24 protein-coding genes and 1 pseudogene are annotated in these 23,441 nt (G+C 73.7%); 15 read left to right on the forward strand and 10 right to left on the reverse strand.

Going from position 1 to position 23,441, the window contains the following annotated elements:
- Positions 1 to 11: 11 nt before the first annotated feature.
- The 3 genes and pseudogenes from WCD74_RS07135 to WCD74_RS07145 all read right to left on the reverse strand — a co-directional run bounded on the left by WCD74_RS07135 (position 12) and on the right by WCD74_RS07145 (position 3,099).
- Positions 12 to 1,145: an Mrp/NBP35 family ATP-binding protein gene (locus WCD74_RS07135; protein ID WP_337694132.1), complete on the reverse strand. Its 1,134-nt coding sequence runs from the start codon at positions 1,143 to 1,145 to the stop codon at positions 12 to 14.
- A 216-nt stretch (positions 1,146 to 1,361) separates the two neighbouring features.
- Positions 1,362 to 1,802: pseudogene (locus WCD74_RS07140) on the reverse strand (DUF1003 domain-containing protein); the annotation flags it as partial.
- Positions 1,795 to 3,099: a magnesium transporter MgtE N-terminal domain-containing protein gene (locus WCD74_RS07145; RefSeq protein WP_337694271.1), complete on the reverse strand. Its 1,305-nt coding sequence runs from the start codon at positions 3,097 to 3,099 to the stop codon at positions 1,795 to 1,797. The pseudogene WCD74_RS07140 and the gene WCD74_RS07145, both read right to left, overlap by 8 nt.
- 154 nt (positions 3,100 to 3,253) lie before the next feature.
- On the opposite strand from WCD74_RS07145, the gene WCD74_RS07150 reads away from it, so the two are divergent.
- The 4 genes from WCD74_RS07150 (at position 3,254) to WCD74_RS07165 (ending at position 6,740) form a co-directional block, all read left to right on the forward strand.
- Complete coding sequence (locus WCD74_RS07150; protein WP_286053761.1) at positions 3,254 to 4,213, forward strand: HpcH/HpaI aldolase/citrate lyase family protein; 960 nt, start codon at positions 3,254 to 3,256, stop codon at positions 4,211 to 4,213.
- Between the two features lie 43 nt (positions 4,214 to 4,256).
- Positions 4,257 to 5,450, forward strand: a complete 1,194-nt coding sequence (locus tag WCD74_RS07155; RefSeq protein WP_230751495.1) for an acyl-CoA dehydrogenase family protein — start codon at positions 4,257 to 4,259, stop codon at positions 5,448 to 5,450.
- A gap of 117 nt (positions 5,451 to 5,567) precedes the next feature.
- Positions 5,568 to 6,029: a BLUF domain-containing protein gene (locus tag WCD74_RS07160; RefSeq protein WP_337694134.1), complete on the forward strand. Its 462-nt coding sequence runs from the start codon at positions 5,568 to 5,570 to the stop codon at positions 6,027 to 6,029.
- Positions 6,030 to 6,221: 192 nt separating this feature from the next.
- Entirely contained in the window at positions 6,222 to 6,740 is a 519-nt protein-coding gene (locus tag WCD74_RS07165; RefSeq protein WP_337694135.1) for a YflT domain-containing protein, read from the forward strand.
- A 175-nt stretch (positions 6,741 to 6,915) separates the two neighbouring features.
- On the opposite strand, the gene WCD74_RS07170 is transcribed toward WCD74_RS07165, so the two are convergent.
- Positions 6,916 to 8,004 carry a magnesium and cobalt transport protein CorA gene (locus WCD74_RS07170; RefSeq protein WP_337694136.1) on the reverse strand — a complete coding sequence of 363 codons (1,089 nt, stop codon included), beginning with the start codon at positions 8,002 to 8,004 and terminating at the stop codon, positions 6,916 to 6,918.
- 313 nt (positions 8,005 to 8,317) lie between these two features.
- On the opposite strand from WCD74_RS07170, the gene WCD74_RS07175 reads away from it, so the two are divergent.
- Genes WCD74_RS07175 through WCD74_RS07200 form a run of 6 tightly spaced genes read left to right on the forward strand, consistent with a single transcriptional unit; the run spans position 8,318 to position 11,884 of the window.
- Positions 8,318 to 8,821, forward strand: coding sequence for a MaoC family dehydratase (locus WCD74_RS07175; RefSeq protein ID WP_337694137.1), 504 nt, complete (start codon positions 8,318 to 8,320; stop codon positions 8,819 to 8,821).
- Positions 8,822 to 8,878: 57 nt separating this feature from the next.
- A complete protein-coding gene (locus WCD74_RS07180) occupies positions 8,879 to 9,040 on the forward strand; it encodes a hypothetical protein (protein ID WP_337694138.1) in 162 nt (53 codons plus the stop codon).
- A 44-nt stretch (positions 9,041 to 9,084) separates the two neighbouring features.
- Positions 9,085 to 9,594, forward strand: coding sequence for a PH domain-containing protein (locus WCD74_RS07185; protein WP_337694139.1), 510 nt, complete (start codon positions 9,085 to 9,087; stop codon positions 9,592 to 9,594).
- A 14-nt stretch (positions 9,595 to 9,608) separates the two neighbouring features.
- The gene (locus tag WCD74_RS07190) at positions 9,609 to 10,463 is read left to right on the forward strand and encodes a PHP domain-containing protein (protein ID WP_337694140.1); all 855 of its coding nucleotides are present in this window, start codon (positions 9,609 to 9,611) and stop codon (positions 10,461 to 10,463) included.
- A 10-nt stretch (positions 10,464 to 10,473) separates the two neighbouring features.
- On the forward strand, positions 10,474 to 11,307 hold the full coding sequence (locus WCD74_RS07195; RefSeq protein ID WP_373696038.1) for a RecB family exonuclease: 834 nt from the start codon (positions 10,474 to 10,476) through the stop codon (positions 11,305 to 11,307).
- Positions 11,308 to 11,326: 19 nt separating this feature from the next.
- Entirely contained in the window at positions 11,327 to 11,884 is a 558-nt protein-coding gene (locus tag WCD74_RS07200; protein WP_337694142.1) for a hypothetical protein, read from the forward strand.
- Here WCD74_RS07200 and WCD74_RS07205 read toward each other — a convergent pair.
- The 5 genes from WCD74_RS07205 to WCD74_RS07225 form a co-directional block, all read right to left on the reverse strand.
- Positions 11,868 to 13,073, reverse strand: coding sequence for a kynureninase (locus WCD74_RS07205; protein WP_337694143.1), 1,206 nt, complete (start codon positions 13,071 to 13,073; stop codon positions 11,868 to 11,870). The genes WCD74_RS07200 and WCD74_RS07205 overlap by 17 nt on opposite strands.
- Entirely contained in the window at positions 13,070 to 13,918 is an 849-nt protein-coding gene (locus WCD74_RS07210) for an oxygenase MpaB family protein (protein ID WP_337694144.1), read from the reverse strand. Before WCD74_RS07210 ends, WCD74_RS07205 begins: the two co-directional genes overlap by 4 nt.
- Positions 13,915 to 14,841 (reverse strand): alpha/beta fold hydrolase, encoded by a 927-nt coding sequence (locus WCD74_RS07215; protein ID WP_337694145.1) that lies wholly within the window; start codon positions 14,839 to 14,841, stop codon positions 13,915 to 13,917. The genes WCD74_RS07210 and WCD74_RS07215 overlap by 4 nt, the downstream gene beginning before the upstream one ends.
- A 63-nt stretch (positions 14,842 to 14,904) precedes the next feature.
- The gene (locus WCD74_RS07220; RefSeq protein WP_337694146.1) at positions 14,905 to 16,254 is read right to left on the reverse strand and encodes an Rv3212 family protein; all 1,350 of its coding nucleotides are present in this window, start codon (positions 16,252 to 16,254) and stop codon (positions 14,905 to 14,907) included.
- 13 nt (positions 16,255 to 16,267) lie between these two features.
- Positions 16,268 to 17,827: a DEAD/DEAH box helicase gene (locus tag WCD74_RS07225; RefSeq protein ID WP_337694147.1), complete on the reverse strand. Its 1,560-nt coding sequence runs from the start codon at positions 17,825 to 17,827 to the stop codon at positions 16,268 to 16,270.
- 400 nt (positions 17,828 to 18,227) lie between these two features.
- Here WCD74_RS07225 and WCD74_RS07230 point away from each other — a divergent pair, with 400 nt between their 5' ends.
- Together WCD74_RS07230 and WCD74_RS07235 are read left to right on the forward strand one after the other, a co-directional pair.
- Entirely contained in the window at positions 18,228 to 18,866 is a 639-nt protein-coding gene (locus WCD74_RS07230; protein ID WP_337694148.1) for a ferritin-like fold-containing protein, read from the forward strand.
- A gap of 92 nt (positions 18,867 to 18,958) precedes the next feature.
- On the forward strand, positions 18,959 to 19,189 hold the full coding sequence (locus WCD74_RS07235) for a DUF3107 domain-containing protein (RefSeq protein ID WP_337694149.1): 231 nt from the start codon (positions 18,959 to 18,961) through the stop codon (positions 19,187 to 19,189).
- Positions 19,190 to 19,217: 28 nt separating this feature from the next.
- On the opposite strand, the gene WCD74_RS07240 is transcribed toward WCD74_RS07235, so the two are convergent.
- The gene (locus WCD74_RS07240; RefSeq protein ID WP_373696039.1) at positions 19,218 to 19,898 is read right to left on the reverse strand and encodes a TetR/AcrR family transcriptional regulator; all 681 of its coding nucleotides are present in this window, start codon (positions 19,896 to 19,898) and stop codon (positions 19,218 to 19,220) included.
- 174 nt (positions 19,899 to 20,072) lie between these two features.
- Here WCD74_RS07240 and WCD74_RS07245 point away from each other — a divergent pair, with 174 nt between their 5' ends.
- The 3 genes from WCD74_RS07245 (at position 20,073) to moeZ (ending at position 23,415) form a co-directional block, all read left to right on the forward strand.
- Complete coding sequence (locus tag WCD74_RS07245; protein WP_337694150.1) at positions 20,073 to 21,113, forward strand: alpha/beta fold hydrolase; 1,041 nt, start codon at positions 20,073 to 20,075, stop codon at positions 21,111 to 21,113.
- Positions 21,110 to 22,087: a DUF3152 domain-containing protein gene (locus WCD74_RS07250; protein WP_337694151.1), complete on the forward strand. Its 978-nt coding sequence runs from the start codon at positions 21,110 to 21,112 to the stop codon at positions 22,085 to 22,087. The genes WCD74_RS07245 and WCD74_RS07250 overlap by 4 nt, the downstream gene beginning before the upstream one ends.
- Positions 22,088 to 22,239: 152 nt before the next feature.
- The gene (gene moeZ / locus WCD74_RS07255; protein WP_337694152.1) at positions 22,240 to 23,415 is read left to right on the forward strand and encodes an adenylyltransferase/sulfurtransferase MoeZ; all 1,176 of its coding nucleotides are present in this window, start codon (positions 22,240 to 22,242) and stop codon (positions 23,413 to 23,415) included.
- Positions 23,416 to 23,441 lie beyond the last annotated feature (26 nt).

A 23,441-nucleotide genomic window follows, 5' to 3' on the forward strand; every position in this document is an offset into this window, starting at 1 on the left:
CGGCAGCAGCCTCAGCGGCCGGCCGGCGAGATGTTCAGCGACATCCCGGCGAGCCCGCGGGCGCGGACGGTCAGCCGGTCGGCGACCGCGCGCAGCGACTCGCCGGCCGCGGACTGCGGCGCCGAGAGCACCAGCGGCACCCCCGCGTCGCCGCCCTCGCGCAGGCGGGTGTCGATCGGGATCTGGCCCAGCAGCGGGACCTCGGAGCCGATCGACTTCGTCAGCGAGTCGGCCACCTGCTGCCCGCCGCCGGAGCCGAAGAGGTCCATGCGCGACCCGTCGGGCAGGTCCATCCAGCTCATGTTCTCGACGACGCCGACCAGGCGCTGGCGGGTCTGCAGCGAGATGGCGCCGGCCCGCTCGGCGACCTCGGCGGCCGCCTGCTGCGGGGTGGTGACGACGAGCAGCTCCGCGTTCGGGATGAGCTGCGCGACCGAGATCGCGATGTCGCCGGTGCCGGGCGGCAGGTCCAGGAGCAGGACGTCCAGGTCGCCCCAGAACACGTCGGCCAGGAACTGCTGCAGCGCGCGGTGCAGCATCGGCCCGCGCCAGACGACCGGGGTGTTGCCCGGGGTGAACATCCCGATCGAGATGACCTTCACCCCGTGCGCCTGGGGCGGCAGGATCATCTCGTCGACCTTGGTGGGCAGCTCGTCCGCGCCGAGCATGCGCGGCACCGAGTGGCCGTAGATGTCCGCGTCGACCACGCCGACCTTGAGGCCCTTGTCGGCCATCGCCGCGGCGAGGTTCACCGTCACCGACGACTTGCCGACCCCGCCCTTGCCCGACGCCACCGCGTACACGCGGGTCATCGAGCCGGGCTGGGCGAACGGGATGACCGGCTCGTCGGCGTCGCCCTTGACGGTCTTGCGCAGCTCGCGCCGCTGCTCGTCGTTCATGACGTCGAGCTCGACCGACACGGCCGTCACGCCCGAGACCGCCGAGACGGCGTTGGTCACGCGCGAGGTGATGGTGTCCTTCATGGGGCAGCCGGCCACCGTCAGGTACACCGCGACCTCGACCTTGCCGTGGTCGAGCACCCGGATGTCCTTGACCATGCCCAGCTCGGTGATCGGGCGGTGGATCTCGGGATCCTCGACCCCCCCGAGCGCGGAGCGGATCGCCTCGACGGCCGGTGCAGACATACCTCGATGCTACGTGTCGGTACCGGCCGTCCCGTTCGACGGACCCGTGGGCTCCGGCACCCTGCCCAGCGCCCGCTCCACCGCCCTGTCCACGGCCTTCTCCACGGCGCGGTCGAGGGCCTTCTCCAGGGAGCGGTCCAACGACTTGTCGACCGCCCGCGTCAGGGCCTTCTGCGTCTCGCGGTCCACCCCGGAGCGTTCCGCGCCGCGCTCGGAGAGCTCGCTGCGCAGGAAGTCACGGGTGACCATCTCGCCCACGGCCAGCCGCACCGCCGCGAGCTCGCGCGACAGGTACTCGGTGTCGGCGATCGTCCGCTGCGCGCGGGCCCGGTCCTCGTCCAGCGAGACCCGGTCGCGGTCGTCCTGCCGGTTCTGTGCGAGCAGGATCAGCGGCGCCGCGTAGGCGGCCTGGGTGGAGAAGGCCAGGTTGAGCAGGATGAACGGGTACGGGTCCCACTGCCCGAGGATCCCGATCAGGTTCAGCGCGATCCAGACGATCACGAGCACCGTCTGCCACAGCAGGTACGTGCCGGTCCCGAGGAAGCGCGCGAGCCGTTCGGCCAGCCGCCCGAAGGCCTCCGTGTCGAACTGGACGCGCAGGCGGCGCTGCGGGCCGGCGGGCGTGTCGAGCCGGCGCCGCGGGGAACGCTCAGGCACGGCGGCCTCCCTTGCTGGTCGGCGGCAGCGCGGCCGCGGGGACCCGCAGCCCGCCCGTCGTCGTCGGGTCGGGGTCCTCGGAGCGCCAGTCCTCGGGCAGCAGGTGGTCCAGGACGTCGTCGACGGTCACCGCCCCGAGCAGGTGGTCGTTGTCGTCGATCACCGGCCCGCAGACGAGGTTGTAGGTCGCGAAGTAGCGGGTGACCTCGGTGAGCGCCGCGTCGGGGTGCAGCCGGGTCAGCTCGGCGTCGAGCACGCCCGCCACCAGCTCGAAGGGCGCCTCGCGCAGCAGGCGCTGGGAGTGCACGCAGCCCAGGTAGCGCCCGGTCGGGGTGGCCGACGGCGGGCGGCAGACGAAGACCATCGACGCGAGCGCCGGGGTGATGTCCGGGTTGCGGACGCGGGCGAGGGCCTCGGCGACGGTCGCGTCCGGGGCCAGCACGATCGGCTCCGGGGTCATCATCCCGCCCGCGGTGTCCGCGGAGTAGGTCAGCAGGCGGCGCACCGACTGCGAGTCCTCCGGTTCCATCAGGCCCAGCAGCTGCTCGGACTCGGGGTCGGGCAGGTCGGCGAGCAGGTCCGCGGCGTCGTCGGGGTCCATCGCCTCGAGGACGTCGGCGGCGCGCTCGGAGGCGAGGTGGCGCAGCAGGTCGCGCTGCTCGTCGCCGGGGAGCTCCTCGATGACGTCCGCGAGGCGCTCGTCGTCGAGCGCGTCGGCCACGTCGTACCGACGGCGGGTCGGCAGGTCGAGCAGCGCGCGGGCCACGTCGGCGGGGCGCATGTCGTCGAACGTGGCCAGCAGCTGCTCGGTGCCCTGGCCCTCCTCGGCGAGCGAGAGCCCGCTGATCGCCGCCCACGGCAGCACCTGCACCGGGCCCCGTCGTCCCAGGACCCCGAGGCGCTCGGTGACGGCGAGCCGGGTGATCAGCCAGTCCCGGCTGCGGGTGTGCTCCATGAGCACGTCGACCACGGTCGCGTCGATCTGCCGGTCGACGACGCGCACGGTCGCGTCGAGCATCTCCCCGACGACGAGGACCTCGTTCGGCCGCTGCGCGAACGGCCGCAGGTTCACCTGGCCGGTGGACAGCGTCACCGCCCCGGCGTCGATCGCGGTGATCCGCAGCATCGGCACGAAGATGCGGCGCCGCGACCCGACCCCGACGACGAGGCCCAGCACGCGGGGCGGGCGCGGGCCCACGGACACGGCCGAGACGGCGTCGCGGACCCGGCCGATGTGCTCGCCGTCCGGGCCCAGGACGGGCAGACCGACCATCCGGGCGACGAACACCCTGGTCATCGCAGTGTTCGCGGCTCGGGTCACGCCGTGAGGTTAGCGGCGTTGCCGGGGCGGCCCGTACCGGAGAGGGTGCTCACCTGAATCGGGACAGGGATGTCATCACGTGTCAGCATCCCGGTCAGCCCGACGTCGTCTCCTGTGGAGGTCAGTGCGAGTGAGTGTCGAGAACCGCCCGCGTCGGTCGTGTCTCGCGGTCCCCGGATCCAGCCAGAAGTTCATCGACAAGGCCCGGACCCTGCCGGCGGACCAGATCTTCCTCGACCTGGAGGACGCCTGCGCCCCGCTCGCGAAGCCGGGGGCGCGCAAGACGATCGTCTCGGCGCTGAACGAGGGCGGCTGGGAGGGCAAGACCCGGGTCGTCCGCGTCAACGACTGGACCACCGAGTGGACCTACCGCGACGTCACCGAGGTCGTGGAGGGCGCCGGGGCCAACCTCGACGCGATCATGCTGCCGAAGGTGCAGACCGCGGCGCAGGTGCACGCCCTGGACTTCCTGCTCACGCAGATCGAGAAGACCATGGGCTACGAGGTCGGCCGCATCGGCATCGAGGCGCAGATCGAGAACGCCCTCGGCCTGACCAACGTGAACGAGATCGCCGCCGCGTCCCCGCGCATGGAGACCATCGTCTTCGGCCCGGCCGACTTCATGGCGTCGATCAACATGAAGTCGCTCGTCGTCGGCGAGCAGCCCCCGGGCTACACCGAGGGCGACGCCTACCACTACATCTACATGCAGATCCTCATGGCGGCCCGCGCCTACGACCTGCAGGCGATCGACGGCCCCTACCTGCAGATCCGGGACGTCGACGCCTTCCGCCGCGTCGCGGGGCGGTCCGCGGCGCTGGGCTACGACGGCAAGTGGGTGTTGCACCCCGGCCAGATCGACGCCGCCAACGAGGTCTTCTCGCCCAACCAGGACGACTACGACCACGCCGAGAACATCCTCGACGCCTACGAGTACTTCACCTCCGAGGCCGGCGGGAAGAAGGGCTCGGCGATGATCGGCGACGAGATGATCGACGAGGCCTCGCGCAAGATGGCGCTCGTGATCGCGGGCAAGGGCCGCGCCGCGGGGATGACGCGCGGCGAGCGGTGGACGCCCCCGGAGAGCTGACCGCATACTCGCCGGTAACCACTTCCGTCAGGAGCTCATCGTCATGGCACGTCTCGCCCAGACCGCCGGCCTCACCGAGGTCCAGGAGGAGATCCTCTCCACCGTCCGCGACTACGTGGACAAGGAGATCATCCCGAAGGCCCAGGAACTCGAGCACGCCGACGAGTACCCCCAGGAGATCGTCGACGGGATGAAGGAGATGGGCCTGTTCGGGCTCATGATCCCGGAGGAGTACGGCGGGCTGGGCGAGTCGCTCGCCACCTACGCGCTGACGGTCGAGCAGATCGCCCGCGGGTGGATGAGCGTCTCGGGCGTCATCAACACCCACTTCATCGTCGCCTACATGCTCATCCACCACGGCACGGAGGAGCAGAAGCAGCGCTACCTGCCGAAGATGGCGACCGGCGAGATCACCGGGTCGTTCTCGATGTCGGAGCCCGAGCTGGGCTCCGACGTCGCGGCGATCAAGACCCGCGCGACCCGCGACGGCGACGACTACGTCGTCAACGGCGCCAAGATGTGGCTGACCAACGGCGGGTCCTCGACGCTGACCGCGGTGCTCGTCAAGACCGACGAGGGCGCCGAGAAGCCCTACCAGAACCTGACGACGCTGCTGGTGGAGAAGCCGCGCGGCTTCGGCAAGGTCGCCGAGGGGCTCTCGATCCCCGGCAAGATCGACAAGATGGGCTACAAGGGCGTCGACACCACCGAGATGGTGTTCGACGGCTTCCGCATCCCGCAGACCCAGGTCCTCGGCGAGCTGCCCGGCAAGGGCTTCGCGCAGATGATGGACGGCGTCGAGGTCGGCCGCGTCAACGTCGCCGCCCGCGCCTGCGGCATCGCGATCCGCGCCTTCGAACTCGGCATCGAGTACGCCCAGCAGCGCTCCACCTTCGGCAAGCCGATCGCCCAGCACCAGGCGATCGCGTTCAAGCTCGCCGAGATGGCCACCAAGGTCGAGGCCGCGCACCTGATGATGGTCAACGCCGCGCGCCTCAAGGACCGCGGCGAGCGCAACGACGTCGAGGCCGGCATGGCCAAGATGCTGGCCTCGGAGTACTGCAAGGAGGTCACCGAGGAGTCGTTCCGCATCCACGGCGGCTACGGCTACTCCAAGGAGTACGAGATCGAGCGGCTCATGCGCGAGGCGCCGTTCCTGCTCATCGGCGAGGGCACCTCGGAGATCCAGAAGACGATCATCAGCCGCGGCCTGCTGAAGGACTACAAGCTGCGCTGAGCCCCGGCTCGACATGTGATCACGGTCACTCGGCTCTGCCGTCATGCGAGGGCGCACGACGACCGGTCCAGCAGGGGGCCGGCCGGGTGCGTCGTCGATGACAGGGGAGTCGACGACATGGCAGACAGCGCGAGCACCGACAAGGTCTACCGGCTCGTTTATCACAGCCGGCTGAGCGTCCCGTCCGACGACATCGCGGCGGCGGTGTCGAACATCCTGAGCACCTCACGGCGGAACAACCCCGCACAGGGCATCACCGGGGCCCTGGTCGTGTTCGACATCGACGTGGTGCAGACCCTCGAGGGGGAGCAGGAGAAGGTCCAGGCGCTCTACGAGAGGATCGGCCGCGACCCGCGGCACGAGGACGTCAAGCTGGTCGAGACGCACGAGGGCGTGGACCGGGCGTTCGTCAAGTGGTCGATGGCCCACGTCGCCGACAACGCCGAGTCCGACATCGCCCTCGGGATGGCGGCCTGGGAGGGCGGCATCGACGTGATGGGCCACCGCGCCCTGACCACGCCCGACGAGGACCGGGTCCTCGAGACCATGCGCGAACGCGTCCGGGGCGCGAAGGCCTGAGTGCACGTCCTGCGGGCCCGCCGTCGAGCATGCAACTCCGCGGCGGGCCCGCAGTCCACCCCGCCCCTGGCGTCCTGGGCCGGGACGTCCGCGATCACACCCCGCGTGGGCACTTTCCTCCCGGTCCGAGCGTTGGAAGGATGCGCGGGCCCTCGAGACGCGGGGTTCGCCAGGCAAGCGGAGGAAAGAGTCGTGAGCGCGCCGTTCATCGGGAACCGTCCCGGATCCGCCCCCGGGCTGCCGAACCTGCCCGAGCCGCCGTCGGGCTGGCCGATCGGGTCGTACGCGAAGTACGAGGAGGCGCAGCGCGCGGTCGACCACCTCGCCGACAACGACTTCCCGGTCGCCGACGTCACCATCGTCGGGGTCGACCTGATGCTCGTCGAGCGCGTGATCGGCCGCCTGACCTGGGGTCGCGTCCTCGCCACCGGCGCCGCGTCCGGAGCGTGGCTCGGCCTGTTCGTCGGCGTGCTCCTGTCGCTGTTCAGCGCCAACGGGTCGTTCGGCGCGATCCTGCTGGGCCTCGGGATGGGCATCGTGTTCGGCGTCGTCTCCGGCGCGATCACCTACGGCGCCAGCCGCGGCCGCCGCGACTTCACCTCGGCCAGCCAGCTCGTCGCCGGTCGGTACGACGTGCTGTGCCAGCCCCGGAACGCCGAGAAGGCCCGCGACATGCTGGCCAAGCTCGCGATCGGCAGCGAGCAGACCTAGGGCAGACCTGGGTCGGACAGGACGGTTCAGCGGGTCGTGCCGGCGACGGCCCGGCCCGACGTCAGTGGTGGCACACGGCTGCCACTGGACGTCAGCAGGTCGCCACACTCGTCGGCGGGCGCGACGGTGGTGGCCTCGCAATCGCGATCGGCAGGGCGGACGGAACGGGGGCGCGCTACAGCCAGCGGTTCCGGCGGAAGGTCCGCCACAGCACCGTGCAGATCGCGACGATCAGGAGGACCACGAGCGGGTAGCCGTAGTCCCAGTGCAGCTCGGGCATGTAGTCGAAGTTCATGCCGTAGATGCCCGCGAACATCGTCGGGACCGCCAGCAGCGCGGCGTAGGCGGTGATCTTGCGCATGTCGTTGTTCTGCCGCAGCGTGATCTTCGCCAGGACGGCGTCGACGAGCGTGGTGAGCAGCTCGTCGAACTGGGCGACCCGCTCGGAGACGGTCACGAGGTGGTCGTCCACGTCGCGGAAGTAGCTGCGGACCTCGGTGGGCACCAGCGGCGAGTAGCCCTCGGTGAGCCGGCGCAGCGGGGCCACCAGGGGCGCGACCGCCCGGCGCAGCTCCAGGACCTCGCGCTTCATCAGGTAGATCTGGTCGGCGCCCAGGTCGGAGTACGGGGCGAACACCTCGGCCTCGATGGTGTCCAGGTCGCCCTCGACCGCCGTCGAGACGTCCAGGTAGGCGTCGACGATGTGGTCGGCCACCGCGTGCAGGACGACGGCGGGGCCCAGCGCCAGGTGCTCGGGCTGGTCCTCGAGCATCCGGCGCACGCGGCGCAGCCCGGAGTGCTGCCCGTGCCGCACCGTGACGACGAAGTCCTTCCCGACGAAGCACATCAGCTCGCCGGACTCGACGATCTCGTTCGCGGTGGTCGGCGAGGCGTGCGCTACGTAGCGCATCGTCTTGAACACCGAGAACAGCATGTCGTCGTAGCGCTCGATCTTCGGGCGCTGGTGGGCGTGCACCGCGTCCTCGACGGCGAGCGGGTGCAGCCCGTACACCTCGGCGATGTCGTCGATCTGCTCGGCGTCCGGCTCGTGCAGGCCCACCCAGACGAACCCCTCGCCGCGGCGGCGGACCTCCTCGATCGCGTCGCGGTGGTTCCAGTGGCCCTCGAGACGCTTGCCCTCGACGTACACCGCGCAGTCGACAACGAAGGCCGAGAGCGGGACGTGGGGCACGTGCACGCCGTGGTCGAGGGCGCGGGGGCGGCGGACCCGGGCGGCCGTGCGCAGGGAGGGGAGGGCGGGCATGGGAGACCTCGGTTCTCGGGTCGGGGCGGCGGGCGGCGCTCCGCGTCACCTCCTCCGACCGGCGCGCCCTAGCGGCGCGGCGTCGGCCCGGAGGGGACGCGGCCGGTACTTCCGCCCGGGGTGTCCGGCGCCTGCTCGGGCTGGTCCACGTCCACCTCCTGCCTCGAACTGACTCGATCCCTGTCGTACGGCTCACGCGTTCGTGCTGGTACACGCGGTGCGTCGATGGTCCATCCTACGACCCGGTCCGGGAACAGCACCCCGGGAGTGACTCATCACGTCGCTGTCGTCGACGAGTTCAGGGAGTGGACACGTGCAGTTCGGTCGGTACTTCGAGGAGTTCGAGGTCGGGGCGACGTACAAGCACTGGCCCGGCAAGACGGTCACCGAGTACGACGACCACCTCTTCTGCCTCATCACCATGAACCACCACCCGCTGCACCTGGACAACCACTACGCGTCCGGGACCCAGCAGGGCCGCAACGTCGTCGTCGGCAACTACGTGTACTCCCTGCTGCTCGGCATGTCGGTCGCGGACGTCTCCGGCAAGGCGATCGCGAACCTCGAGGTCGAGTCGCTGCGCCACGTCAAGCCGGTCTTCCACGGCGACACGATCTACGGCGAGTCCACCGTTCTGGACAAGAAGGAGTCGTCGTCGAAGAACGACCGCGGCGTGGTCCAGGTCGAGACGATCGGCTACAACCAGGACGGCGTCGTCGTGTGCATCTACCGCCGCAAGGTGATGGTGCCCAAGCGCCCGGCGGACGCCGGCGAGGAGGCCGAGCAGCCGCGCCGCCCGGTGCCGCAGCGGGACTGACCATCAATCGGTGTGTCGGGCACGCCACGTCGGACGATCTCCCTAGAGTCGTCCGGCGTGGACGTGAAGAAGGTCGGCATCGCGATCGTCGTGATCTTCGTGCTGTTCTTCGTCATCTCCCAGCCCGAGCAGTCGGCGGACTTCGTCACCGGCATCCTGGAGGCCCTCGCGGACGCCGCCGGGGCGCTGATCCTCTTCCTGCGCAACCTGGTCGCGTGACGACGAGGCGTTAGGCTCACTCCCGGGAGAAGGGGAGGGCCGCCGTGCTGTCACCGCGCGAGGTCGACGAGTACGTCCTGCCGACCGAACGGCGCGTGATCCGGTTCCGCCGGCACTGGGTGGTCATCGTCAACGAGGTCGTCCAGGCCACCGTGCTCATGGTCATCCTCGGTGTCGCGGCCGCACTGCTCCCCAAGGGCGAGGTGCTGTCGAACCTGCTCTGGTACGGCGCGCTGCTCGTGCTCGTGAAGGCCTGCTACAAGGTCAGCGAGTGGTGGGTGGAGAAGGTCGTCATCACCGACAAGCGCGTGATGCTCACCCAGGGCGTCTTCACGCAGAAGGTCGGCATGATGCCGCTCGGGAAGGTCACCGACCTCACCTTCGAGCGCACCCTCAACGGCCGCATGTTCGGCTACGGGACGATGATCATCGAGTCGGCCGGCCAGATCCAGGCGCTCAACCGGATCGACTACCTGCCCGACCCGGAAGAGGTCTACGAGGCGATCTCCGAGCTCGTCTTCGGCGAGAAGCGGCAGACCCCCAGCCGCCGCTGAGCGGCGCTGCGAGGATGGGGAGGGTGATCGACCTCCACCTCCACTCGAATGCCTCCGACGGCACCGACGACCCCGCGGACGTCGTCCGCCGGGCCGCAGCCGCGGGCGTCACGACGATGGCGCTCACCGACCACGACACGACGGCGGGCTGGGCGCCCGCCGCGGCGGCCGTTCCCGCCGGCCTGGCGCTCGTGCCCGGGGCCGAGTTCTCGACGACGAGTCCCGACGGCCGGGGCGGGCACGTGTCGGCCCACCTGCTCGGCTACCTGTTCGACCCGACGCACCCCGCGGTCCTGGCCGACCAGGAACGGCTGCGGGGCGAGCGGTCGCGGCGGATCGGGGTGATGACCGAGCGGCTGCGCGCGGCCGGGTACGACGTGGACCCCGCGGCGTTCGCGGGCGACGCGCCCGTCGGGCGGCCGCACCTGGGGCAGGCGCTGGTCGCGATCAGGGCGGTCGACTCGGTCCCGGAGGCGTTCGAGACCTTCCTGCACAAGGACGGCGCGTACTACGAGCCGAAGGCCGACACCCCCATCGAGGACGCGATCGCGATGATCCGCGCGGCCGGCGGGGTCGCGGTGTGGGCGCACCCGTGGGCGCGGATGCGCGGCGACGTGATCGAGGAGTCCGTGATCGTCGAGATGGCGGGCCGGGGCCTGCGGGGCGTGGAGGTCGACCACCGCGACAACGTGGAGACCGAGCGGCTGCGCGCCGTGGCGCGCGAGCACGGCCTCGTCGTCACCGGGTCCAGCGACTACCACGGCGGCAACAAGCCGAACGCGATCGCGGAGCACACCACCGCCCCGGAGGCGCTCGAGGCCCTGCTCCAGGGCACCACCGGGGCGGAGGTGATCACCGGCGCCGCCTAGGATGGACCCGATGAGCGGGCAGCTGACTCTGGCGGACATGCCCCTCCCGCTCGTCAAGGTCACCCCCGCCCGGCTGGCGTCCTGGGAGGGTTGCCGGCGCCGCTACCGGATGACCTACCTCGACCGGCCCACCCCGCCCCGCGGGGGCGCCTGGGCGCACGCGACGCTCGGTGCGGTCGTCCACGTCGTGCTCCGCGCGGTGTACGAGACCCCCACCGCCCGGCGCTCCCCGGAGGCGGCGGCGCGGCGGGTCGACACGGCGTGGTCGGACGAGGGATTCCGCGACGACGCCCAGGCCGCGGAGTACCGCGCCCGGGCCCGCGAGTGGGTCGCCCGCTACGTCGCCGACACCGAGGTCGGCGAGCCGCTGGGGGTGGAGCGCTGGGTGGCGGCGCCGGTCGGCGACATCGTGGCCGAGGGCCGCGTCGACCGCATCGACGCCGGCGACGACGGCGCGGCGGTGATCGTCGACTACAAGACCGGCCGCCACGTGCCGACGGCGGACGACGCCCGCGACTCCCGGGCGCTCGCGCTGTACGCGCTGGCCGCCGGGCGGACGCTGCGCCGCCGCTGCCGGCGGGTGGAGCTGCACCACCCGCCGTCGGGAACGGTGGCGGTGGCCGAGCACGACGAGACGTCCCTGGCCCGCCACCGGCGGGCCGCCGAGGTGTCCGGGCGGGCGATGGCCGACGCCACCGACGCCCTCGCCGGCGGGGGCGACCCCGAAGCCCTGTTCCCGCCGAGCCCCGGCCCCGGCTGCGCCCGCTGCGACTTCCGGCGCAGCTGCCCCGAGGGCCGGGCCGCGTCGCCGTCCCTGCGATCGTGGGCGCTGCTCGCCCCGTGACGGAGGATCCCGCTCGCCGATGACCGCTCACCCCGACGACGTGACCGAGGACCCCGCCGACGAACCCACGCCCCCGCACGGCTGGGCGGCGATGGACCGGGCGTTCACGCCGGCCCCGGGCACCCCGCTCGACGAGGTCCGGCAGGGAGGGCCCAGGGGGATCGACGGGCCGACCCAGCCGACGGCCGCGACGCCTCGGCACCTCCAGGCGGTGCCGTCGGGGCCGTCGGAGCCGTACGAGCCCCCCGCGACCTCGTCCGCGCCCCGCACGGGGGCCTTCGGGCGCCCGATCGGCCGGCACCGCCCGACGGCGTTGATGCGGCTGGTGGAGGTCGCGCGCGTGCTCACCGGCGGGCTGATGGTGCTCACGCTGGTGGTGGGGATCGCCCCCCTGGTGCTGAGCGCGGTCGGCCCCGGCCTGGACGTGCTGACCGGTCACCTGGTGGGCGCGGTCGTGGCACTGACCGCCACCGGGATCGCGGCCTGGCGCCGGACCCCGGTGTGGGCGGCGACCCTCGCGGGGGCCGCGGTCCCCGTGACGGTGCTGGTGGTGCTCTCGCTCAACTGGTGGGCGTGAGCAGCCCGGAGAGCACCTCGAGGCCCGCGGCCACCTCGGTGAACGACGTCGACAGCGGGGCGAGACCGATCCGGATGCCGTCGGGGGCGCGGAAGTCGGGGATCACGCCGCGCTCCCACAGCGTGGCCACCAGGCGCCGGGCGTCCGGGTGGCGGAGCGTGACGTGCCCGCCCCGCCGGTCGGGGTCGCGCGGGGAGGCGACCTCGAGGCCGAGCCGGTCGGCGGCGGCCACCGTGAACTCCGTCAGCGCGACCGACTTGGCGCGGACGGCGTCGATGCCGACCTCGGCGTAGAGGTCCAGGCCCACCTGCAGCGGCACCGTGGCGAGCACCGGCGGGGTGCCGGACAGGAACTGCCGGATGCCCGCGGCCGGTTCGTAGCCCGCCGCCATCGCGAACGGGTCGCGGCGGCCGAACCACCCCTGGATCGGCTGGCGCAGCACGCCGTGGTGGCGTTGCGCGACGTAGGCGAAGGCCGGGGCGCCCGGGCCGCCGCCGAGGTACTTGTAGGTGCACCCGACGGCGAGGTTCGCGCCCCAGCCGTCGAGGTCGACCGGGACCGAGCCCACCGAGTGGCAGAGGTCCCACAGCACCGGGGCACCGGCCTCGTGGGCGACTCGCGTGATCGCCGCGGCGTCGGCGAGGTACCCGCTGCGGTAGGTGACGTGGGACAGGACGACCAGGGCCGTGCGCTCCCCGACCGCAGCGCCCGCGTCGGCCACCGACACCCCGCCGGCGTGGTCGGTGTGGATCCAGCGCAGGGTCCGCCCGGTCTCGGCCGCGATGCCCTCGAGCAGGTAGCGGTCGGTGGGGAAGTCGTCGTCGGAGAGCACGATCTCGTCGCGCTCCGCGGGCGCCGCGTCGACCGCCGCCCGGGCCAGCTTGTAGAGCAGCACGCTGGTCGAGTCCCCGACGACCGTCTGCCCGGCGGCGGCCCCGAGCAGCACCGCGCCCAGCCGGTCGCCCAGCTCCGTCGGCAGCGCCACCCAGGACTCGTCCCAGGCCCGGATCAGCCGCCCGCCCCAGTCCTCGCGGGTGAAGCGCGCCAGCGCCTCGGCGGTGACGGCGAGGGGCCGGCCGAGCGAGTTGCCGTCGAGGTAGGCCACCTCCGGGCCGAGCACGAACCGCTCGCGGCAACCGGCCAGGGGGTCCGCGGCGTCCAGACCCTCGGCCGTCACGGCGTCGGTCATGCCGCCCCCAGCAGGGCCTTCTCCTTCGCGAGGGCCTCCCGGGCGACCGGGCCGCGCTGCCAGGTCTCGGGCAGGGCGAGCACGGTCGTGCGCAGCGCGCGGATCGCCAGGCCGGCCGCGAGGTCCGTCGTCGGGAGCCCGGGCAGGCCGTGCATGCGGCGGGCCCAGCGCGGCTGCAGCGCGAAGCCGAGCGTCGTCAGGGCGGCCCAGGCGGGGCGGGCGGGGGTGGTCAGCGCGACCCGGGTCGGCATCGGCGGCGCCAGCAGCCGCAGCGCCGCGGTCCGGCTGGTCCAGGTCGCCCGCAGCTCCGGGCGGACCGCCTCGAAGTAGTCGGCCACCTCGGCCCGCGAGGCGGGGACGTCGGTGGCCCCGAGCAGTTCGGCGGCGCGGACCTGCTCGGCGAGGAAGCGGTCGGCCTCGTCGTCGGTGAGCCCGGCCCCGGCGCGGCGCACGGCGTCCAGGAACCCCCACACCTCGGTGACGTGCACCCAGCGCAGCAGGTCGGGCTCGGAGGCGGCGTAGGTCCGGCCGGTCACGGGGTCGACGCCGCGCACGTGCTCGTGGGCCCTCCGCACGTACCCGGCCACCTCGTCGGCGCGGGAGCGGGAGGAGAACGTGACCGTCATGACGTACTCAGCGGTCCGCGACAGCCGCGGCCAGAACTGCGTGCGGAAGTCGGAGTGCTGGTCGACCCCGGCCAGCGCGCGGGGGTGCAGGGCCTGGGTGAACAGCGCGGCGATCCCGCCCGGGCCGGCGGCGGGGTCGGCCATCACCTTCCAGGTCACGCTCCCGGGCCCGAAGTAGCCGAGCTCGGGGTCCCGGGGCAGGGCCGGCACGTCGCTCATGTCTCCAGGGTGTCCTCGCGCAGCCAGGTCCGCCACGTGGGGACGAGGACGTCGAGCAGCCCGGCCGGGTTCTCGACGTTCGGCGAGTGCGCCGCGCCCGGCACGGCCGCGAACTCCGCCTCGAGCCGGTCGGCCATCGTGCGCTGGGTGGTGACCGGCCAGGCGTCGTCGTGCATCCCGCACACCACCAGCGTCGCGAGCCGGCGTCCGCGCAGCGCCGCGACGAGCTCGGGCACCCGGTCGGGTTCGGAGCGCAGCGCGTCGCCCATGCCCAGCAGCGCCACCGGCGACGACGACCGCAGCCGGCGGCGCAGGAAGTCCGCGACGGCGGGTGAGGCGGACTCCCAGTCGCCCGCCTCCTCGCGCAGGGCGACGACCGCGTCCAGGCCGCGCCGGCGCAGCACCGGCTCGAGGACGTCGAGCCGCGTGCGCCGGGGGCCCATCGGCAGCTCCCCGGGCCCGGTGTCCATGAGGGTCAGGCCCCGCACCGGCGCCCCGGCGAGCACCGCGGCCCGCGCGACCAGCCCGCCGTAGGAGTGGCCGAGCAGCAGCACCGTCCGGCCCGCGGCGACCTCGTCGCGCACGATCCGCGCCACGAGCATCCCCAGCGGCGCGGACCGGTGGTCGAGCTCACCGGGCAGCGACGGCGACTCGAACTGCCCGGGCAGGTCGATCGCGAGGACCTCGATCCCGGCGTCCGCGACCGGGTCGATCAGGGGCGCGAAGTCCTCCTTGGACCCGGAGTAGCCGGGGACCAGCACCGCGACCGCGTCCCAGCCCTCGTCCGCCGTGCGGGGCCGGGCCGGGGCCCGCAGCGCCACGAGGCCGCCGGGCAGTTCCACCCGCGTCGCGCGGTGCGGCGTGAGCTGTGCCCCGGCACGCGGCGCCGGGGCGACCCGCACCGGCAGGGGCTCCTCGCTCACCTCCGTCAGTCTGCCCCATCGGGGGACGGGACCGCGGTCCGTGACGACGGGCGGGCCCGGTGCTCAGCCCGGCGGTCGCAGACCCACGACGACGTCGCCGCGCTGTTCCACGACGGTCGCGCCGACGACGTCGACCCCGACCGGTCCGGGCGGGTCGGCCCGGCGGTCGAGGGGGATCACCGGGCCCGCCCGCCCGGTGGCGGCATCGACCGGGGCGAGGCCGGCGGGGACGGGCACCAGGACGGTCGTCGGGGCGCCCAGGACGCCGGTCGGCACCGCGGCGCCCGATCCCAGGGTGCCGGGCACCGTCCAGCGCGGGAGCAGGGTCGCCGAGTCCAGCCCGACCGTCGCCGTGCCGGTCCACCACACCAGCACCGGTCCGGCCACGCGGGGCCCGAGCGCCTGCCCCGGCGGGTCCGTCGTGGCCGCGTCCGGGACCGGTCCGGCCGCGGGGCCGAGCGGCACGGTCGCGATCGGGGTGCCGGCGGCGTCGTACACCCGCAGCGTGCCGTCCGGCGCCCGGACCGCGGTGCGGGAGTCGGTGGTGGCCACGACCCGCCCGTCGGTGACGCCGGAGAGCACGCTGAACCGGTCCTCGGGCCGGTCGTACTCCGCGGGGCCGGCGGACAGCACGGACAGCCGGTCCGACGGCTCGCCGGGACAGCGCTCGAGGACCGCGACGTCGTCGGAACCGACCCCGACCGACACGTGCGGGCAGCCCGCGCGCGGCTGCGGCGTGCCCTGGACCGGCGTCGGGAGGCGCCCGTACTCGAGGGTGGAGACCAGGTCGTCCCGCCACACCTCCAGGTAGTCCCGGCCGGTGGCGGCGACGTGCGAGCCGTCCGCGAGCAGGCGGGTGCCCGGCCGGACGTCCGCGTTCCGCGAGGGGCCGCGGGCACCGGTGGACGGGTCGAACGACGCGACGTCGCTGCAGAAGGTGCCGAGCGGCGACGTCGTCGCGAACACCGCCAGGACCACCCCGGAGCCCTCACCGAGGGTGCACAGGGGCTCCGGGCGGCGGTACTCCCACGCGAGGGCGCCCGTGGCCGCGTCCAGGCCGGTGACGACGCTGCTGCCGTCGGGCTCCGTGCGGCCGGTGGCGACCGCGGGGCCCACGCTCACCGGCCCCCCGATCAGGCCGGGCCCCGGCGGGGCGCCGGCCGGGTCGGCGGCCCGCCACGCCTCGCCGAGCGCGGTCGGGACGCCGGCGGCGTCCGGCGAGGGGATCGTGGCCGTCTGCTGCAGGCTCGTGCCCGCCTCGTCCCCGGTGCGCAGGACCAGGACCACGCCGACCACGGCGACGACCACGATCAGCGCGATCGCCACCAGGTCCCCGCGACGGCGGCGCTCCGCGCGGGGCCACCACGTGCTCCGAGGACTCGGGGCGCGCTGCTCCGGCGGTGCGCTGCTCACCCGTCAGATGAAATCAGTCCGCGTCGGCGCCGACCGCGACGGCCTCACCGGCGTCGCTGCCCTCGCCCGTGGCGGCGCGGCCGCGTCCCCGGCGACGACGGCGGCGCGGGCGCGAGGAGCCGCCGTCCCCGCCGTCCCCGCCGTCCTCCGACGCGTCGGAGGCGTCGGACGCGTCGGACGCCTCCGACGCGGCCTCACCGTCACCGCCCTGGGCGCCGTCGGGACCGGAGACGACCTCACCACCCCGACGGCGGGTGCGGCTGCGGGAGCGGCGGGGGCGCTTCTCCTCGGTGGCCTCCGGGGCGGGCGGCGCGGAGCCGTCGCCGGTCTCCTCCTCCTCCTCGGCGGGCCGCCGACGGCGGGCGACGCGGCCCGTGGCGTCGGCGGGGATGCCGAGGTCGCGGTAGAGGTGCGGGGAGTTGGAGTAGGTCTCCGGGGGCTCCGGGGCGCCGAGGTCCAGGTCGTCGGAGATCAGCTTCCACTTCGGCAGGTCGTCCCAGTCGACCAGCGTGATCGCGATGCCGGTCTTCCCCGCCCGGCCGGTGCGGCCGATGCGGTGCACGTAGGTCTTCGCGTCGTCCGGGCACTGGTAGTTCACCACGTGCGTGACGCCGGAGACGTCGATGCCGCGCGCGGCGACGTCGGTGCAGACCAGCACGTCGATGCGGCCGCTCCGGAACGCCTTGAGCGCGTGCTCACGAGCGCCCTGCCCGAGGTCGCCGTGCACCGCGCCGACCTTGAAGCCGCGCTCGGCGAGCTCCTCGGAGACCTTGCTCGCGGTGCGCTTGGTGCGGGTGAACACCATCGTCGGCCCGCGGTCGGCCGCCTGGAGCGTGCGCGCCAGCATCTCGACCTTGTCCATGGCGTGCGCGCGGTAGACGTACTGCGCGGTCCGCTCGCCGATGGCGCTGGCGTCGACCTGCTCGGCGCGGATGTGCGTCGGCTGCGTCAGGAAGGTGCGGGCCAGCGTGATGATCGGCCCGGGCATCGTCGCCGAGAAGAGCATCGTCTGGCGCTGCGCGGGGAGCATCCCGAGGATGCGCTCGACGTCGGGCAGGAAGCCCAGGTCGAGCATCTCGTCGGCCTCGTCGAGGACCAGGCCGCCGACCTTGGCGAGCACCAGGTGGCCCTGCTGGGCGAGGTCGAGCAGCCGGCCCGGGGTGCCGACGACGAGCTCGACGCCGCGCTGCAGGGCGGCGATCTGCTGCTCGTAGGGCCGTCCGCCGTAGATCGACACCACGCGGGTGCCGAGGCCCTTGGACGCGGCCTCGAGGTCCTTCGCGACCTGCAGGCACAGCTCGCGGGTGGGCACGACGACGAGCGCGCGGGGCGTGCCGTCGTCGGTGGGGGTGCCGGCGCGCTGCAGCAGCGGCACGCCGAAGCCGAGGGTCTTGCCGGTGCCCGTGCGGGCCTGGCCGATGACGTCCTCGCCGGCGAGCGCCAGCGGCAGCGTCAGCTCCTGGATCGCGAAGGTGCGCTCGATGCCGTTCGCGGCCAGCGCCTCGACGATCTCGGGGAGCACACCCAGCTCGGCGAACGTGGGGGAGTCCTGCGACGACGTCGTGGTCGCCACGGCCTGGGTGACGACCTCGGGGTCCTCGGCGTTGACCAGGGCGTTGTCTTCGGTGGGGTTCAGGGGTCTGCCTTCCTCGCGGCTGGTGCACGCGAGATGTCCGGCTGGCTCGACCGCCGCGCCCGGGCAGCAGTGGCATCGGGCGACGGAGCGGGAGAGCCGACATGGCGCCCGCGCGCGCTGGTTCGTCCCGGTCCCCGGGGCCGGCCGTCGGGTCGGCCCGCCCGGGGGCGGGGGTGGTCCTGGCCGATGACGAGGGCGTTGGGGGAGCGGCCCCGGGTGGGGCCACATCGGTCTCGAAGGGGGCGTCACCGGCCCTGACCAGCTCTCATGATACCCGGTCCGCCCGGGCGCGCTCACCACCACCGCGCCGGGGGCGCGCACCGTAGGCTGCGCCGCCGTGACCGGTGGCGGCGTGCAGGACGAATCCCGGGCCCTGCTGGGCCTCGTGGCCTACGGCGAGCTCGCCGCCTTCACCCAGCTCGCCGCGGACGCCCGGCAGGCGCCCGACCTGGCCGGGCGGGCCGAGCTGGCCACCCTGGCCGCCGTCGAGATGGACCACTACCGCCGGGTCCGCGACCACCTCGCCGCGCGGGGGGTCGACGTCCTGGAGGCCATGGCGCCGTTCACCGCCCGCGTCGACCGCGTGCTGAGCTCCGTCGCGGGCCGCGACTGGCCGGAGGCGCTGGTGGCCACCGCGCTCGGCCGTGGGCTGGTCACCGACCTGCAGACCGAGGCGCTCGAGGGCCTGACCGGGGCGGACGCCGAGCTGGTCGCCGAGGTCGTCGCGGACGCCGGCCACGGGGCGTTCGTGGAGGCCCGCATCCGGGAGGCCTGCGCGGACCCGCAGGTGCACGCGCGGCTCGCGATGTGGGGGCGCCGGCTGCTCGGCGAGGCCCTCGCGGCGGTGACCGCCGCGCTCGACGAGACCCCGGAACTCGCCGCGGCCGTGGCCGAGGACGCGCGGTCGACCCGCTCGCCGGTGCTCAAGCGACTGAAGTCCGCGCACAACAAGCGGGTGGCGGCGCTGGGCCTGTAGCCGCGTTCGCCCTGAGCGAGCCCCGCCGCCGGGGGTGGGTGATCTGGACTAGCCTGCGGGCGCCAGGTGAGTCGCAAGGACCGGAGGGTCGCGTGGAGGTCAAGATCGGCGTCGCGGACAGCCCGCGGGAGCTCGTCGTCTCGAGCGGGCAGACGCCCGACGAGGTGGCCGAGCTGGTCGACGGTGCCCTGTCCGGCAGCAGCGGCACCCTGTCGCTCACCGACGACAAGGGCCGGCGCTACCTCATCCCGTCCACCCGGATCGCCTACGTGGAGATCGCGCCGTCCGAGGGGCGCCGCGTGGGGTTCGGCGTCGGTAGCTGAGGTCCGCAGGGGACCCCGGCGGGCGGGCTCAGCCCTCCTGTCGGGGGAACCCGCCGCCGATGCCGCGCCACGCCAGCGTGGACATCAGCGCGATCGCGTCCTCGCGCGGCGGGCGCAGGCCGGCGTCGAGCCAGTAGCGGGCCGCGGTCGTGGACAGTCCGACCAGGCCGACCGCGAGCAGGCGCGCCCGGTCCGGCTCCAGCCCGGCGTCCGCGGTGACCACCTCGGTCACCGCGTCGATGCAGTCGCTGGTCGCGCGGTCGACGATCTCGGCGATCTCCGGCGTCGCCCGGGTGTCGGTCTCGAACACCAGGCGCATCGCGCCGTCGCGGGAGGAGACCACGTCGAAGTAGGCCTGCACCGCGGCGTGCACGCGGGCCTTGTTGTCCGTGGTGGAGCGCATGGCGGCGCGCACGGTGCGGACCATCTCGTTCGCCGCGGACTCCACGAGCGCCCGGTAGAGGTCGAGCTTGCCGGGGAAGTGCTGGTAGAGCACGGGCTTGCTCACCCCGGCCCGCTCGGCGATCTCGTCCATCGCGGCCGCGTGGTAGCCCTGCGCCCCGAACACCGCCCGGGCGGCGGCGAGCAGCTGCGCGCGCCGCTGGGACCGGGACATGCGGGGGCGACCGCCCGCCGACGAGGGCGCCCCCGCCGTCGGCATCGGGGAACCGCCGGCCGCGTGCTGCGCCGTCGCTCCGGACTCGCTCATCGACTTCCCGCTTCCCGCCTCGACCTCGCCCGGGCGTCGACCCCGGCCGTCGGCCGACCCTACCGACCGTTCTGACGGCGCGCGCCCGTCACACGCGGTTCGACGTCGGTCACCTCGAGCGAGCACCGCGAGCCGGGTTCGCTTCACCTGCCGTCAACCTGCACCATGGTCATCATGACGGTGACGGTTCCGGCGGGTGGCCCGCAGGTGAACGGGAGCTCCGTCCCGCTCGCCCCGACGAGCTCCCTGGGGCCGATCGGCGACCCGACGCCGCACTGGCCGGGCCGCCGCGTCACGGTCGCGGGCGTCGAGCTGCACGTGCGCGAGACGCCCGCCGTCGGCGAGCCGGAGGGCACCGTCGTCTACGTCCACGGCCTCGGCGGGTCCGCCACGAACTGGACCGACCTGGCCGCGGGGCTCTCGTCGCGCTGGCGCGGCCTCGCGGTCGACCTGCCGGGCTTCGGGCACTCGGTCCCGCGCGAGGACCGGGACTACTCGCTGCGCGCGCACGCCGCGGCCGTCGGCGCCTTCGTCGAGTCCCTGGGCGAGCCCGTCCACCTGGTGGGCAACTCGCTGGGAGGCGCGGTCGCGATGACGGTGGCCGCCGCCGTGCCCCACCACGTCCTCTCGACGACGCTGGTCAGCCCCGCCATGCCCGATCTGCGCCCTGCCCCGACGCGGCTGGGCGACGGCAAGATGGCGCTGGCGGCGATCCCCGTCGTGGGCGCCCGCACCCGCCGCGAGCTGGCCGCGGAGGACCCGGGCACGCGACTGCGCCGCACCATGCGCCTCTGCTACGCCGACCCGGACGCCGTCAGCCCCGCCGCGTTCGCCCAGGCGGCCTCGGAGGCGGCCGAGCGCGCCGCGTACCCCTGGCTCGCGGAGGCGTTGCAGCGCTCCTTCGGCGGGCTGGTGTCGACCTGGTTCGCGCCCCGCTCGCGGTCGCTGTGGTCGACCGCGGCCCGGGTCGCGACGCCCACCCTGGTGGTCTGGGGCGAGGTCGACCGCCTGATCTCGGTGCGCAAGGCGCGGCGGACGGTGGCGACGATCCCGCGGGCGCGCCTGCTGCGTCTGCCCGAGACGGGTCACGTGGCCCAGATGGAGCGCCCCGCGCTCGTCGCCCGCGCGATCCTCGGGATGGTCGACGCGGTGGCCGACGGCACGTGGGACTCCGTCCCCACCCGCCCGGAGGCCTGTGGGACCGTGCTCGGGTGAGCCGACCGAGCGGATCGCGGCGCTCCGAGCGGGAGTCGTCGCCGGACGCTCCCCGCGAGGCCCGCGCCCCGCGCCGCCGGGGTGAGCCCCTCGCCGCCTCCTGGGCCCCGACGGCCGCCCCGTCGGTGCGGGGTCCCGCGCCGCGCTCCCGTCGCGGGGCGCTGGCCGCGCTCGCCGTCGTCCTGCTCGCCCTGACCGGCTTCGTCGTCGTGCGGGCGCTCACCCCGAGCGCCGAGACGACGGACGTGCGCTCGCCCGCCGCCGCCGCGGAGCAGGGCCCCGTCGTCGGCGAGGCGCCGCTGGGCAGCGACTTCGCCGGGGTGGACATCCCCACCGCCGAGCTGCCGGCCGGCGGGGACTTCCCGGTCTCCGGCGCCGGGACGTGGCGGGTGGTGCCGGGGACGACACCGCAGGTCGGGACCGGGCGCGTCTACACCTACACCGTCGAGGTCGAGGACGGCGCGACCGTCGCGGAGGGCGACGTCGCGTTCGCGACCGCGGTCGACGCGACCCTCGACGACCCGCGCAGCTGGACCGGCACCGGTCAGATCGCGTTGCGGCGGGTCGACGCCACCTCCGGCGTCGTGCCGGACTTCCGCATCAGCCTCACCTCGCAGCTGACCACCCGGGCGCAGTGCGGCTACCAGATCCGCTACGAGGCGTCGTGCTGGAAGTCCGACATCGGCCGGGTGCTGATCAACGGGTCGCGCTGGGTCCGGGGCGCCGACGCCTTCGAGGGCCAGCTCGGGCTCTACCGGCAGTACGCCGTGAACCACGAGGTCGGGCACGTCTTCCGCAACCAGCACGTGCCCTGCCCCGAGAACGGCGCGCTGGCGCCGGTGATGATGCAGCAGAGCTTCGGCGTCTCGAACGACTTCCTCGCCCAGCTCACCGACGACAACCCGCAGGGCATCCAGATCCCGCGCGACGCCAAGGTCTGCCGGCCCAACGCGTGGCCGAACCCGGTCCGCTGACCGTCCCGGATGTCAGCAGTGCGGCCATGCTGACACTGGACGTCACATTCGTGGGGGGAACGGCCGAGCGCCGCCACCCGTCGTCGGGAACACCACCCGGCGTCGTGGGGTTGAATCGGGTCGAGGTAGTCGACGAAGGAGAAGGACGCGCGATGGCATCCCTGCCGCCCCTGGTCGAACCGGCCGCCGAGCTGACGAAGGAGGAGGTCGCCCGCTACTCGCGGCACCTGATCATCCCCGACGTCGGCGTCGACGGTCAGAAGCGCCTGAAGAACGCCAAGGTCCTGGTCGTCGGCGCGGGAGGCCTCGGCAGCCCGGCGCTGCTCTACCTGGCCGCCGCGGGCGTGGGCACGCTCGGCATCGTCGACTTCGACGTCGTGGACGAGTCCAACCTGCAGCGCCAGGTCATCCACGGGCAGTCCGACGTCGGCAAGCCCAAGGCGGTCTCGGCGAAGGAGTCGGTCGCCGAGATCAACCCGTTCGTGACGGTGAACCTGCACCAGCAGCCGCTGGACGCGTCGAACGCGTTGGACGTGTTCCGCGACTACGACTTGATCCTCGACGGCACGGACAACTTCGCCACGCGGTACCTGGTGAACGACGCCGCGGTGCTGCTGGGCAAGCCGTACGTGTGGGGTTCGATCTTCCGCTTCGAGGGCCAGGTCTCGGTCTTCTGGGAGGACGCCCCGAACGGCCAGGGCCTGAACTACCGGCACCTCTACCCCGAGCCCCCGCCGCCGGGCATGGTTCCGTCGTGCGCCGAGGGCGGCGTGCTGGGCGTGCTGTGCGCGTCGATCGGCTCGATCATGGTCACCGAGGCCATCAAGCTGATCTGCGGGATCGGCGACACCCTGCTCGGCCGGCTCAAGGTCTACGACGCCCTCGACATGGAGTACCGCGAGGTGAAGATTCGGCGCGACCCGAACGCCACGCCGGTCACCGAGCTGATCGACTACGAGGCGTTCTGCGGCGTCGTGTCCGACGAGGCGCAGACCGCGGCGGCCGGGCACACGATCACGGCGGTCGAGCTCAAGGAGAAGATCGACGCGGGCGACAAGTTCGAGCTGATCGACGTCCGCGAGCCGCACGAGTGGGAGATCGTCCGCATCCCGGGCGCGAAGCTGATCCCCAAGGACAAGATCCTGTCGGGTGAGGCGTTCGCGGAGATCCCGCAGGACCGGCAGACGATCCTGTACTGCAAGTCCGGCGTCCGCTCCGCCGAGGCGCTGTCCGCGCTCCAGCAGGCCGGGTTCTCGAACGCCGTGCACGTGGGCGGCGGGGTGACCGGCTGGGCGCAGCAGGTGGACACCTCGCTGCCGACGTACTGAGCCAGTGAGCGAAGGGCCCCTCCGGT

This window comes from Actinomycetospora aurantiaca, from assembly GCF_037401875.1.
GTDB classification, from domain to species: domain Bacteria; phylum Actinomycetota; class Actinomycetes; order Mycobacteriales; family Pseudonocardiaceae; genus Actinomycetospora; species Actinomycetospora aurantiaca.